General features: G+C 28.0%; 13 protein-coding genes. 10 read left to right on the top strand and 3 right to left on the bottom strand.

All coding sequences use genetic code 11. From position 1 onward, the window contains the following. Positions 1–51: 51 nt before the first annotated feature. The 4 genes from ACQPUW_RS09485 to ACQPUW_RS09470 are packed head-to-tail and all read left to right on the top strand — an operon-like array spanning position 52 to position 3,427. Positions 52–828, top strand: a complete 777-nt coding sequence (locus ACQPUW_RS09485; RefSeq protein ID WP_430837199.1) for a carbohydrate ABC transporter permease — start codon at positions 52–54, stop codon at positions 826–828. Further along, positions 809–1,648, top strand: coding sequence for a carbohydrate ABC transporter permease (locus ACQPUW_RS09480; RefSeq protein WP_430837198.1), 840 nt, complete (start codon positions 809–811; stop codon positions 1,646–1,648). Before ACQPUW_RS09485 ends, ACQPUW_RS09480 begins: the two co-directional genes overlap by 20 nt. Continuing rightward, positions 1,645–2,577 carry a prenyltransferase gene (locus tag ACQPUW_RS09475; protein ID WP_430837197.1) on the top strand — a complete coding sequence of 311 codons (933 nt, stop codon included), beginning with the start codon at positions 1,645–1,647 and terminating at the stop codon, positions 2,575–2,577. The genes ACQPUW_RS09480 and ACQPUW_RS09475 overlap by 4 nt, the downstream gene beginning before the upstream one ends. A gap of 13 nt (positions 2,578–2,590) precedes the next feature. Continuing rightward, positions 2,591–3,427, top strand: a complete 837-nt coding sequence (locus tag ACQPUW_RS09470) for an ABC transporter substrate-binding protein (protein ID WP_430837196.1) — start codon at positions 2,591–2,593, stop codon at positions 3,425–3,427. Between the two features lie 75 nt (positions 3,428–3,502). Here the strand turns inward: ACQPUW_RS09470 and ACQPUW_RS09465 are convergent, their stop codons facing one another. Both ACQPUW_RS09465 and ACQPUW_RS09460 read right to left on the bottom strand, forming a co-directional pair. Beyond that, positions 3,503–4,027: a Gx transporter family protein gene (locus ACQPUW_RS09465; RefSeq protein ID WP_430837195.1), complete on the bottom strand. Its 525-nt coding sequence runs from the start codon at positions 4,025–4,027 to the stop codon at positions 3,503–3,505. A gap of 5 nt (positions 4,028–4,032) precedes the next feature. Then, positions 4,033–4,428, bottom strand: coding sequence for a NusG domain II-containing protein (locus ACQPUW_RS09460; RefSeq protein WP_430837194.1), 396 nt, complete (start codon positions 4,426–4,428; stop codon positions 4,033–4,035). 202 nt (positions 4,429–4,630) lie between these two features. Here ACQPUW_RS09460 and ACQPUW_RS09455 point away from each other — a divergent pair, with 202 nt between their 5' ends. The 5 genes from ACQPUW_RS09455 to ACQPUW_RS09435 all read left to right on the top strand — a co-directional run bounded on the left by ACQPUW_RS09455 (position 4,631) and on the right by ACQPUW_RS09435 (position 10,609). Next, positions 4,631–5,107, top strand: coding sequence for an FMN-binding protein (locus ACQPUW_RS09455; protein ID WP_430837193.1), 477 nt, complete (start codon positions 4,631–4,633; stop codon positions 5,105–5,107). A gap of 297 nt (positions 5,108–5,404) precedes the next feature. Further along, positions 5,405–6,451 (top strand): FAD:protein FMN transferase, encoded by a 1,047-nt coding sequence (locus ACQPUW_RS09450; protein WP_430837192.1) that lies wholly within the window; start codon positions 5,405–5,407, stop codon positions 6,449–6,451. Between the two features lie 14 nt (positions 6,452–6,465). Continuing rightward, complete coding sequence (locus ACQPUW_RS09445; protein ID WP_430837191.1) at positions 6,466–7,344, top strand: LysR family transcriptional regulator; 879 nt, start codon at positions 6,466–6,468, stop codon at positions 7,342–7,344. Positions 7,345–7,623: 279 nt separating this feature from the next. Continuing rightward, the gene (locus ACQPUW_RS09440; RefSeq protein ID WP_430837190.1) at positions 7,624–9,549 is read left to right on the top strand and encodes an FAD-dependent oxidoreductase; all 1,926 of its coding nucleotides are present in this window, start codon (positions 7,624–7,626) and stop codon (positions 9,547–9,549) included. Positions 9,550–9,640: 91 nt separating this feature from the next. Continuing rightward, positions 9,641–10,609: a polyprenyl synthetase family protein gene (locus ACQPUW_RS09435; protein ID WP_430837189.1), complete on the top strand. Its 969-nt coding sequence runs from the start codon at positions 9,641–9,643 to the stop codon at positions 10,607–10,609. A 37-nt stretch (positions 10,610–10,646) separates the two neighbouring features. Here the strand turns inward: ACQPUW_RS09435 and ACQPUW_RS09430 are convergent, their stop codons facing one another. Beyond that, positions 10,647–10,793, bottom strand: coding sequence for a hypothetical protein (locus ACQPUW_RS09430; RefSeq protein WP_430837188.1), 147 nt, complete (start codon positions 10,791–10,793; stop codon positions 10,647–10,649). 379 nt (positions 10,794–11,172) lie between these two features. Here ACQPUW_RS09430 and ACQPUW_RS09425 point away from each other — a divergent pair, with 379 nt between their 5' ends. Then, complete coding sequence (locus tag ACQPUW_RS09425; RefSeq protein WP_430837187.1) at positions 11,173–12,348, top strand: AI-2E family transporter; 1,176 nt, start codon at positions 11,173–11,175, stop codon at positions 12,346–12,348. Positions 12,349–12,890: the final 542 nt, after the last annotated feature.

Here is a 12,890-nt window from a genome sequence, read left to right as displayed (position 1 = left end):
TTTTTTCCAATATTATTATTAATTTTATTTGGATTTTTACCTATAATATCTTTGATTAGTTACAGCTTTACTTCATGGAATGGGTTATCCACTACAAAAGAATTTGTTGGATTCGATAATTTTATAAAGATACTTACAGATCCTAGCTACATAGAAGTATTTAAAAATAGTCTATATTATTTTGTATCTGGTATATTACAAATTATAATTGGATTAACCTTTGCAATAATATTGTCTTTTAAGGTTAAATTTAAAGGATTTTTTAAAGCAGCTTTTGTATTTCCTTGCCTTATAAGTGGTGTTGCAATATCAATGATGTTTAGAGTTTTTTTCTCACCAGATGGAACGTTTGATCAAATATTAACTTCTTTAGGTCTTGCAGATATTATTCACTTTTGGCTTGGTGATCCAAGATTTGCAAACTATACTTTAGCAAGTATATCATTATGGAGATTTACTGGAATGAGCTTTATTATGTACTTTGGAGCAATTCAGTCTATTCCAAAGGAATATTTAAAGTGTGCTGAAATTGAAGGAGCATCAATTCTTCAAAAGGTTAGATATGTTATATTACCAAACATACACACAGTAATTAAGATAAACTTTATTCTTTTGATTGTAGGTTCAATTTCTGTATTTGAAATACCTATGATAATGACAAATGGATCTAATGGGACAAGTACCTTCTTACTTATGACTATGAAGACAGCCTTTGAAAAGAAGCAGATAGGTCTTGCAGCTAGTATGGCAGTTATAATAACTATCCTAATCGTAGTTATGACTTTAATACAAAAGAGGATGTATAGAAATGATGAAGATGAATATTAAGAAGATAACTTTAAAGACAATTAAATATATAGCCTTAATTTTATGGTTATTAATTTTATTTATACCTATTATAACTATATTTTTTGGTTCATTTAAAACTTATAATGAGTTTAACAATACAGCTGGAATAGCACCACCTGAGAGTTTTTTAAATTTATCAAATTATAAGGATGCATTTATAAATGGAAAGATGTTAGTAGGATTTTTTAATACATTTATTCTAATTCTTTTTGGAGTTGGAGGAAGTGTAATAATTGGTTCTATGGTAGCATTTGCCATAAATAGATTCAATTTTAGAGGCAAAAAAATAATTTTATTTATGTATTTATTAGTGTCAATTGTTCCTATGGAAATATCACAAGTTGCAACATTTAAAATTATTGATGCAATGGGTATATATAATACAAGACTTGCACCTATAGTTCTATATTTAGGAGCGGACGTGCTTATGGTATATATATATCTTCAAATGCTTGAAAAGATTCCAAGGGATATAGATAAAGCGGCAAGACTTGAAGGGGCAAGTTATTTCAAGATATATTGGAAGGTTATTTTTCCTTTACTGAAGCCGGCAACAGCTACAGCATGTATGATAAAAATAATTTCAATTTATAATGATTTTTATATACCATTTTTATATATGCCAGGTGAGGGGTTAAATACAGTATCAACAGCTTTATTTAAGTTTATTGGACCAGCAAGAACGGATTGGCAGATTATATGTGCTGCCATAATAATTAGTATGATACCTATGATTATATTCTTTTGGTTTCTTCAAAAGCATATATACGGAGGTATAACGTCAGGGAGTATGAAATGATGAAAGAAAATAATTTTTTTAAGAGAGTATATACAGTATTAGAAGTAAGAACTGGTTTTGCCACTGGAATGCCTGTTTTAAGTGGTGGCTTATTTGGAGCTTATTTAGCAGGGAAGCTAGATATAGCTTTATTAGTTCTTATGTTTATTTCAGGATTTAGTTTCAACATAGTATCTAATATAGCAAATGAAATAAGAGGATACTTAAAAAGTGAAGAAAGTGAAGAAACACTAACAGGACATATAGGAAGTGAAGGTCTTGCTAGAGGTGCGGCTAAGCTTAAGGATGCAGTTATTGCACTTATATTTATGACTGTGCTTGGAGGTGCATCAGGACTTCTTATAGTATTTATAACTAGAGATTTAAATATATTATTTATAGGAGTTCTTAGTGCACTAGCTGCTATATGCTATTCTTTGGGACCTAAGCCATATATTATATATCCGGTAGGGGAACTTATATCTGGAATTTTTGTAGGATTTATAAGTTGTTTTGTATCTATATATATTCAATTAGGTAAAGTCACTGTAGATGTAGTTCTATATTCAATTATAGCCATGATAATGACAGTATTTTTAATGTCTACTAACAATACGTCGGATTATAATAAAGATATGGGAAGTAGAACAACCCTTCCTCATGTTATTGGATTTAGAAATTCAATTAAGATAATAATACCAGAGGCTATAATCATGGTGTTATGTTGGATAGGATTATTCTTTAATGGAAGTATAACGCTTATTATGTTTATAACTGGAGTTATTACTTTCTATTATTATGGATATGTTCGTTGGTATAAGGACTATTATAAGATAAAAGAAGTTTATAAAGAAATGGGAAGAGAGTGGGGACCAAGACCATTATTATTAATATATAGCTTTCATATAGCCTTATCTTTAGAATTTTTAATTATGATAATAGCAAAGTAAAGAGGAGAGAATTATGAGTATAATTAATATTACTTTAATAAAGAAAAACCCATTATGCATACCTACAATTATGGCAAGTAAAATGGGGATATTTAAAAAGCATAATATAGAGGTTAACTTGGAGCTTCCAGAGGATTTTGATTTTGGTGGTAAGAATCCATTTCTAGAAGGTGATTCCCATGCTATGATGGGGGATGTAACATTCTTTTTCTATACGCTTAAAAGAGGAAAAAAGGCTGTTATAACATCAAATTTGACACGGACTATAAGTTTTTTAGCAAGTAAAGATGTACCTAAAGATTTAAGTGGATTAACAGTTGGAGTAAATAGGGCTGGACTTTTTAAATTGTTTTTAGAAAATGATTTAAAGAATAAATTAAAAGACACAAAAATTACTTGGATTAATAACACATATGAAAGAATTAAAGCAATTGATAATGGAGAAATAGATGCTTTAGTTGCTATAGAACCATTTATAGGAGAACTTATAGATAGAGGATATGAAAAGGTATGGAGCTTAAGAGAAAGCGACAAAAATTTAGTTATGTGGTGTTTTGAAGAGGAATTCTATAGAGAGAATAAGGAAGCAGTTAAAAGCTTTCATAAAGCTTTAGAAGAGGCTAAAGTAATATTTAATGAATCTAGTAAAGAAGAGAAAGTAAATATTGTTATAGACTATGCTGGATATAGCTTAAATGCAGCAAAGAGATTAGAGGATTTTACTTTCGAAAAAGGGGAAGCCTTTAGGGAAGAAGATTTTAATCTTTGCCAGGAGTGGATGTATAGAGAAGGAGATATTGATAGATTATATAATCCTAAAGATTTAATAATTAAAGATACATTTATATAAAATAATAAGCCCAAAGTAAAATATATATTTTACTTTGGACTTTAAAACTTTTAATTGATTATTAGATTTTAAGGTTTAATTAGTTCTAAAATAAGGTAGTCTTCTTAAGTGTGACAATAAATAATTCGCAGATAAACCTACAAATATTCCGGTTCCTATACCTGCTAATGATAGCACTGGTAAATATAAAAATACACCGAAATTCTCTAATATAAGAGAGGCTACAAAAAGCTGACCTATATTATGAAATACTGCAGCAGAAGCACTAACTCCTATTATAGATACATATTTACCGCCAAGTTCCTTAACTAAAACTATAATTGCAAAGCTAAGTATACCGCCAGCTGCACTATATAGAAGTGTTGATATACTTCCTCCTAACATAGTTGATAAAAGTAGTCTTAAAAGCAACACTAAGAAGGAGTCTTTATAGCTATCTAATGTATATACCGATATCATTATTACAAGATTTGCAAGTCCAAGTTTTGCACCAGGTGTTATAAAAGGTACTGGTATCATACCTTCAAATATGTATAAAATTAAAGCCATAGCAACAAGTAGAGACATATATAGCATTTTTGAAGTTTTATTAAATTTCATAGTATCTAATGGGAAAGTATAGTATCATCATCACTATTACTTTCATCTCCTTTAATTTCTATTATTAATTCATTAGGTAAACAAACTATGGTTTGTCCTACCTTGGATATAACTCCTTGTTTAATACAAAGATCATCTCTACAATCAGCTTCTATTATTTTAATTGTATTATCTTTTATTAAGATAGTGTTGTTTCCATGATCTGTTTTTACCACTAAAGTTTTTTCACCTTTAAAAGATGAAAGTGGAATAGTATCATATACATTACCAGAAACTTTGATGCTAGCATAAGTACTACTATAGTTTTTAGATAGAGTTTTTGCAAATATCAAATAAGGAACGAATGATAGAATAATAAGAAATAATATTATAATTATGTCTAATTTCTTGAAGATCTTCATTTAACATTTCTCCTAAGTAATTTTAGTTGTAGTTTTTTTATTAAAGCTACGATTAGATTTTAAATTATATGAAAAGAAAGGGGTAATAGAAAATACTTATACTGTATAAAAAATATATATTAATATAAAATGTCAAAATCGTTGTATAATCCTCTTGGGAATAATAAAAAATTAATCTATATATTTTTAGGAGGAAATTTTAATGAAAAAGAAGTTATTAGTAGGATTATGCACAGCAGCATTAGCAATATCACTTGTAGGTTGTGGTGGAAGTGATGATAATAAGGCTAAAGAGGAAAACAAAGGTTCAGAAGTTACAATGAAAGATGGTACTTATGAAGTAGAAACAAAGAACGCTGATGATAATGGTGGAAAAGCTAAAGTAGTTCTTACTGTTGCAGATGGAAAAATAACAAAAGCTACTTACAATGAATTTACTGACAAAGGTAATAAGAGAGAAGACAAAGAATACAATGACATGATGAAAGAAAAAGCAGGTACAAATCCAGCTGTATATGAAGTTGAATTGGAAAAGAAAATCGTAGAATCTCAATCAGGAGATTTCGATGCAGTAACTGGTGCAACAAGCTCATCAGCTAAGGCTAAAACTTTAGTTACAGAAGCTATAAACAATGCAAATGAAGGAAAAACAGAAAAAGAATTAATAGAAGTTAAATAATTATAATTTATAAAATAGGATTTAAATTAAAAGATCTATTTAATAAATATAAGGCTATTAATATAGTGAATTACTATATTAATAGCCTTTTTTTTATTAGTTTAATTTTAAAATAGAAAAAATGTTAATATTTCTCAATAAAAATTTAACAAAATAGGGTGAATGAAAGAATAATTTGTTGTATTTTACCGGAAAAACTTATAAAATATAAAATACATATGAATAATATTAATAAAAAATTAATGATATGAGAAACGAAATCAATTAAAATGATTTCATTTGGGAGGAGAAGACATTATGGGCAAAAAAGTTATTACTTTTTTTATAACAACTGTTTTGATCATTAGTTTAGTAGGATGTACTAAAGAAAAATCAAAAGATCCTAAATCAAAAGATCCTATTAGTAGAACTGAATTATTTATGGGAACTGCTATAAAGATTACACTTTATGATGGTGGAAGCGAAGAAATATTGGACAAGGCATTTAAAAGAGTTATTGAGCTAGAGGATTTAGTTAGTATTAATAAGGATGGAACAGAGATTGTAGAACTTAATAAAAATTCGGGAGTAAAGCCAGTTAAGCTTAGTGATGATAGTTTTAATATTATAGAAAAAGGATTAGAATATTCAAAAGCATCTAAGGGAGGATATGATATTACAATAGGTCCTCTAGTTAAGTTATGGAGCATTGGACTTCCAGAAGCAAAGGTTCCAAATGAAAATGAAATAAAAGAAGCTATTAAACATGTTGATTATTCAAAATTAAAAATCAATAAAGATACTAATGAGGTATTTTTAAGTGAAAAGGGAATGATGATAGACCTTGGAAGTATTGCAAAAGGATATGCAGCGGATGAAATTGTAAAACTTTTAAAAGAAGAAGGGGTAAAAGAAGCCATTGTTGATTTAGGTGGAAACATATATGCACTAGGTAAAAAGGAAGGGGATAAGAACTGGAAGATAGGCATTCAAGATCCCAATACAGAAAGAGGAAATGTAGTTGGAGCGGTTGAAACCTCTAATAAGTCTGTTGTTACCACTGGGGTTTATGAAAGATTTATAGAAAAAGATGGAGTTAAGTATCACCATATTTTAAATCCTAAGACAGGATATCCTTATAAAACTGATATTGCAGGAGTATCTATAATTGCCGATAAATCAATGGATGCAGATGCATTATCAACTTTAATATTTACTAAGGGATTAGATGAAGGTCTTAAATTTATAGAAACTTTAGATGGTGTAGATGCAATATTTATAATGAATGATAGAAAGGTTTATATAACTGAAGGAGTAAGAGATAGTTTTAAATTAACAAATGAAAGTTTTGAGCTTGCAAACTAGAGAGGATGAAAATTATGCAAATAGATAGTTTAAAATATTTTTATGAAGTAGCAGAACTTAAAAGTATATCAAAGGCCGCTAATAATTCGCATATATCACAACCAGCTTTAAGTCATCAACTTTCTAAGCTTGAGAAGGAGCTTGGTGCAAAACTTCTTGAAAGAAGTAATAAAGGAGTTAAACTTACTAGTCAAGGAGAGATACTTTATAACTATGCTAGAGAAATTCTTATATCTCACAATAATTTAATTGAAGAGATAAGTGCAAATAATGTTAGTAAAGAAGAAATAGAAATAACTAATTCAAGTATGTATGCTAATTTTTTAGTATCCAATATTGCTAAAGATATTAGCAAAATATTCAAGAATTTTAATGTGATCATAAACAATCAATTAGAAATTAATGAGCAAGTTTTATTATTACATAATAGATCAGATGTAGTAGTAGGTTGCAAAATGATATATGATGTTGACTTATCATCAAACTACATAGGAAGTGATAAGTTAATACTTATAAGTAAACAAGAAGTTAAAAAAGATAAGTTTGATAAATTATCTATTGCATTACTAGATGATAATTTAAGTATACCAAGAAGAGAACTTGAAAAATTAGATAAATCTAATATCTGTTTAAAAACAAATTCAATAGATACGGTAAGAGAATATTTAAATAACTCTAATACAGCAGCTATTGTTCCCAAAATATCAGTTCAAGCAGAATTAGAATCAGGAATATTTAAAGATTTAGAATGTAAAAGCTATGAAATAGAATATGATTTATTTATAACTTATAAAAAAGATATAGAAAACAGTTTGAAAAAGAAGATTAATCTGTTTAAAAATGAATTAGAAAAGATTCTAAACAAAGAGATAGATAGTAAGGTGAAGTTGTAAGTATTGAGTATGTCTATTATTTAAAATGTTCATACTTAATAAAAAAAAGTTATAACGAATTAAACAAAATAAATTCAGTTATGTAGCTAAAGTACCTAAATATAAGGGATTATGAGGTTTTACTAAAATGAAACATTGTTCATAAATTCTATTTATTTAGTAATAAAACATGCTAGACAGTTATAGTTATTAAATATAGAATAGACATGCAAAACAACTTTTGAGATTATTTTAACAAAAGAATATTGGTTAATAATTAAAATGAAATGAGGGAATTATATGTCTACTAAAATTGTTATTTTAGGTGCTGGTTATGCAGGTGTACATGCAGCCAAAAAGTTAGCAAAAAAGTATAAAAAAAATAAAGAGGTAGAGATTACTTTAATTGATAAGAATCCTTACCATACTTTAATGACAGAATTACATGAAGTTGCAGGGGGAAGGGTTCCGGAAGAATCTGTAAAGGTTGAACTTTCTAGAATATTCCACAGAACTAAAGTAAATGTTGTTGTGGACTACATAGAAAATGTAGATGAAGATAAAAATATAGTAAAGACAAAACAAGGGGAATATGAGTATGACTATCTAATGATAGGAACAGGAAGTGAACCAGCATTCTTCGGAGTACCTGGAGTAAAAGAAAATGGATTCACTCTATGGTCACTAGAAGATGCTCTTAGAATAAAAGCTCATATAAAAGATAGAGTTAAAGAAGCTTCTTATGAAAGAAATGCTGAAAAGAGAAAGAGAATGCTTACTTTTATAGTAGCAGGATCAGGATTTACTGGAATAGAAATGGCTGGAGAGCTATTAGAATGGAAAGAAACATTAGCGAAAGAATATAGAGTTGATGTTAAAGAAATTAAGATATTAGTTGTTGAAGCAATGTCTACTATACTTAATATGTTAGATAGAAAGCAAGCAGATAAAGCTGAAAAATACATGGTCAAGCATGGTGTAGAAATCTTAAAAGATTCTCCAATTGTAGAAGTTACTAAAAATACTATAAAGTTAAAGAGTGGAAAAGTAATTCCTACAGAAACTTTAATTTGGACTTGTGGAGTTCAAGCTAATCAAGATTTAGATAAAATTGAGATTAAGAAAGCTAGAGCTGGAAGATATGCGGCTAACAAATATATGCAAGCAGAAGGAAAAGAAAATATATTTGTAGTTGGAGATATTGCATATGTAGAAGAAACACCAGGGAATGGTAATCCACAAATAGTTGAAGCGGCAGAACAAACAGCAGTAACAGCAGTTAAAAATATAGTAGCTTCAATGGAAAATAAAGAAAAGGTAGAATTTAAATCAAATTATCATGGATTTATGGTATCTATAGGTGGAAGATATGCTGTAGCTAATTTGATGGGAATGAAATTATCAGGTTTCTTTGCTATGGTAATGAAGCACCTTATAAATATGGTTTATTTATTTGGAGTAAATAATGTTCATGCAGTTTATAACTATCTTCAACATGAATTCTTCGCTATGAAAGAAAGAAGATGTATCATGAGAGGTCATTTATCATCTAAAGGAAATAGATTATGGTTAGTTCCTTTAAGAGTTTATATAGGTTTCCTTTGGTTAATTGAAGGTCTTAAGAAATTAATTGGTGAAGAAACTTGGACTAAAGCATTTGATTCAGCTTCTAGTGCTTCAGATGCAGCTGGTGGAAGTATAAGCGCTTATTTTGATGGTTTAAGCAGTAACTTAACAGTTGGTTGGGATAGCTGGATGAAAATGGGGAATGTTAAAATGCCATTCCCATGGCTTCAAGATACAGTTTCAGGTGCATCACAAGCAGCTGATGGTGCAGTAGCAAATATGCCAACTCCTATATTTGAAAGCATGCCAAAGTTCTACGAATCAATAATGGAAATATTTATGCCAAATCCTGAAGTTGCAGTTTGGTTCCAAAGAATAGTTGTTTTAACTGAAATAGCTATAGGATTATGCTTAATTGCAGGATTGTTTACATTCTTAGCTTCAGCGGCATCTGCATTTATGACAGTTAACTTTATATTCTCAGCAATGGCTGGATGGGATATATTATGGTTCACATTTGGTAGTATTGCATTAATGGCTGGCGCAGGAAGAACATTTGGATTAGATTATTATGTGATGCCTTGGATTAATAAACTGGTAGGTAACTTCTGGATGGGAAAGAGAGAACCTATCTATGATATACATGGTGGAAATAAGTAAAACAATTTAAATAAAAAAAGCAGGAATATATTCCTGCTTTTTAATTCAATAAAATTATAATGTTATTTGGAGATGAAACGAGGGGATAAACATGAGTAAGTTTTGGAGCAATTATCCTATAATTGATAGAGAAATTGAAGAGGTTAAAAAACAAATTAGCAAAAATGCTAAATGTAAAGATAAAATTATAGAAAAAAGTATATTAGAATTATTAAACTCTGGTGGTAAGATGTTAAGACCTGCTTTTACAGTTATAGCTTCAAAATTTGGGGAGTATAATGAAGAGCGAGTTATTGCACTGGCATCAGTAATAGAAATGTTCCATATGGCTACATTAGTTCATGATGATGTTATTGATGATGCAGAACTGAGACGTGGAAAAGAGACAGTTCAGGCAAAGTATGGGAAAAACTATGCTGTATACATAGGAGACTATCTTTTCTGTTTATGTTTTAGAACGCTAGCTACAACTTCATCAATAGAAAGAGGCGTGGACGTTGATACAAAGGTAATGTCTAGAATATGCCTTGGAGAAGTTGAACAATTAAATTCAAGGTTTAATAAAGATGTATCAATTAAGGATTATTTAAAAAGAATATCAGGTAAGACAGCAGAGTTATTTTCATTAAGTTTATATATAGGTGCTGCAGAAAGCTCATGTGATAAGAAGACCTGTAGATTATTTTGGGAAATAGGTCATAATATAGGTATGGCATTCCAAATAATAGATGATATATTAGATTATGTAGGAACAGACGAAGAAATAGGTAAAAAGTCTGGAAATGACATAAAGGATGGTATATATACTCTTCCATTATTATTAGCTATGAAAAATAATAAATGTGCATTTGAAGAAGTATTAAAAGGAGATAGTTATAATGATGAGGAAATAGGCAACATAATAAGTTTAGTGAAAGAAAATGGTGGAATAGAGGCTTCAGTTAAACTTGCAGAAAAGTATTCTGAAAAAGCTTTTAGAGATATAAATAAATTACCTGATAATGAATATAAAGATATACTTTTAGAAGTAACGAAAAAACTTCTTAAAAGAAAATATTAAATAAAAAAATAACGGGATTGCCCGTTATTTTTTATTTTTAAAAATGATTACTTATCTCTTCTCTTTGAATTCTTTTTAAATCCTTAAGTCTTAAGTGTGTTTTATCCATAATTTTTTCAAAAGTTTCTCCATCAATAATCATTTCTTTAGCCATATCGTGAGCAGACTTATTGTTATTATCCATAACACATTCCTCCTATAAGTTTTTCATTAATTATTTTGTGATTATAGATAAAAGTATATTCATTAAAATTTGATATCCATAAAAGTTTAATGATTTTTATGAAGGAAGTTTAATATTCAATAAAAAAACTTGTAAAATCTAATAAAATAATTAAAAAGTTCTTAACATATCTTAAAAATACTTTAGTATATAATTTAGATATGAGTTTTAGTATATAATGGATATGGATAGAACTTTACTATATAAATTAATAATACGTAAGAATCCAAAGAGATACTTTAGTGCATCTATGATATAATTTAGAACATTAATGTACTAATATAATTAATTTAAAATGAATAGTTAGATATTTATGATAGAGAGGATGAGGGGTAAAAAGATGAAGATTGATTGGAATAAAAAATATAATACCATTTCTGTTTATGCATTTCTTGTTGTATGTGCAATAATTTTATTTTATTTAGCAATATCTCAGTTAGGTTCTCTTATGAATAAGATAAATGTTGCGATAGGCATACTTAAACCATTTATTTGGGGATTTGCTATAGCATATATACTAGATTTTGTTTTAAGATTTTATGAAAATAAAGTATTAGAATTCTCATTTTTTAAAAAGTTTTTTAAAAAATCTAATATTAAGTCAAAAAGGGGGCTTGGATTATTATTTACATATATAACTGCATTTATAGTTATTGGATTGTTTATTCAATTTGTACTACCACAACTGATTAATAGTATAGTTGGTTTAGTCAATGATATACCATCATACATAGCCAATACTAGTAAGTTTATTAATGATACAGTAAGTAAATTAGATATTCAAGAACACTATTTAGTAATAATAAATGAGAAGTTTAATGGTCTTATTGATTATGTAATTAAGACATCAGCAAACTTAATTCCTATGCTTGGAGGAATACTTACAGTTATTTTATCAAGTATCTGGAATATAGTATTAGGGATAATAGTTTCTATATATCTTTTAATAGAAAAAGAGAAGTTTTTTGCGCTAAGTAAGAAAATGACTTATGGAATATTTCCTATGAAGGCGGCTGAAAAGATATTAGAGTTAACACATAGAAGTAACGATACTTTTGGAAAGTTTTTAAGTGGAAAAATATTAGATTCACTTATAATTGGAGTCTTAACTTTTGTTATTTTAACAATAGTCAAGATGCCATATGCTCTTTTAATATCTGTAATTATAGGTATAACAAATATAATACCATTCTTTGGACCATTTATTGGTGCAATACCATCAATTATAATAGTTCTATTTGTTTCACCAATTAAAGCAATATGGCTTGCAATAATTATTTTGATAATACAACAAATTGATGGAAATATTATAGGACCTAAAATACTTGGAGATTCCATTGGAATATCAGCTTTTTGGATATTATTTTCAATACTAGTTGCAGGTAAATTCTTAGGATTAGTTGGAATGGTTATAGGAGTTCCGTTATTTGCAATTGTATATTCTATAATTAAAGAGATTGTAGAAGATAGGTTGCAGAAAAAGGGAATGAAAGTTCGTACAAAAGATTATATGTAAAAATTAAAAGTCACTACAATATTGTAGTGACTTTTTAATTCGTATTTTTGTAAGTATATTTTTATTATATTCAAATTAAAAAAAGTGTATCAGATATTGATGTAAATAATATAATGCATATAGTAAATGTAGATATAGTATACATGAGAAAATGAATTTAAAATAGATAAGAATATGCAGTTTTAATTAAATACACTTAAATTATAAATATTTACAATTAAGAAAAAATATGATATATTGTGATGAGAATATAAACAGTAAGGAGTGGTATTAGATGAAAAAAATTTTAGTGAAATTAGATAATGAAAATAGAAGAAAACATACTGCTCTAGAATATTATACTGTTTAAAATGAGAAATTTTAATTAAGAGAGTATTATACCTCGAGCAGGGAAAAATCCCATGCTAAGGTATTTTTTTATACTTAAATTTAATGTTTTTAATAATAATTATATCTAATTTAATTAAATAATCTTCGAGACTAAAAGGATAATCATTTTGAGAATAATAAAATATAAATGTTATTATCTGTAGAGTGCATGC

The sequence above is a fragment of the Clostridium sardiniense genome, from assembly GCF_050584765.1.
Classification (GTDB): domain Bacteria; phylum Bacillota; class Clostridia; order Clostridiales; family Clostridiaceae; genus Clostridium; species Clostridium sardiniense_A.
This window is presented reverse-complemented; position numbering and strand designations above follow the sequence as displayed.

Coding starts and splice junctions, on each gene's coding strand:
- ACQPUW_RS09480 (WP_430837198.1), top strand. CDS start 809: ATGATGAAGATGAATATTAAGAAGATAACTTTAAAGACAATTAAATAT.
- ACQPUW_RS09475 (WP_430837197.1), top strand. CDS start 1,645: ATGATGAAAGAAAATAATTTTTTTAAGAGAGTATATACAGTATTAGAA.
- ACQPUW_RS09470 (WP_430837196.1), top strand. CDS start 2,591: ATGAGTATAATTAATATTACTTTAATAAAGAAAAACCCATTATGCATA.
- ACQPUW_RS09465 (WP_430837195.1), bottom strand. CDS start 4,027: ATGAAATTTAATAAAACTTCAAAAATGCTATATATGTCTCTACTTGTT.
- ACQPUW_RS09460 (WP_430837194.1), bottom strand. CDS start 4,428: ATGAAGATCTTCAAGAAATTAGACATAATTATAATATTATTTCTTATT.
- ACQPUW_RS09455 (WP_430837193.1), top strand. CDS start 4,631: ATGAAAAAGAAGTTATTAGTAGGATTATGCACAGCAGCATTAGCAATA.
- ACQPUW_RS09450 (WP_430837192.1), top strand. CDS start 5,405: ATGGGCAAAAAAGTTATTACTTTTTTTATAACAACTGTTTTGATCATT.
- ACQPUW_RS09445 (WP_430837191.1), top strand. CDS start 6,466: ATGCAAATAGATAGTTTAAAATATTTTTATGAAGTAGCAGAACTTAAA.
- ACQPUW_RS09440 (WP_430837190.1), top strand. CDS start 7,624: ATGTCTACTAAAATTGTTATTTTAGGTGCTGGTTATGCAGGTGTACAT.
- ACQPUW_RS09435 (WP_430837189.1), top strand. CDS start 9,641: ATGAGTAAGTTTTGGAGCAATTATCCTATAATTGATAGAGAAATTGAA.
- ACQPUW_RS09430 (WP_430837188.1), bottom strand. CDS start 10,793: ATGGATAATAACAATAAGTCTGCTCACGATATGGCTAAAGAAATGATT.
- ACQPUW_RS09425 (WP_430837187.1), top strand. CDS start 11,173: ATGAAGATTGATTGGAATAAAAAATATAATACCATTTCTGTTTATGCA.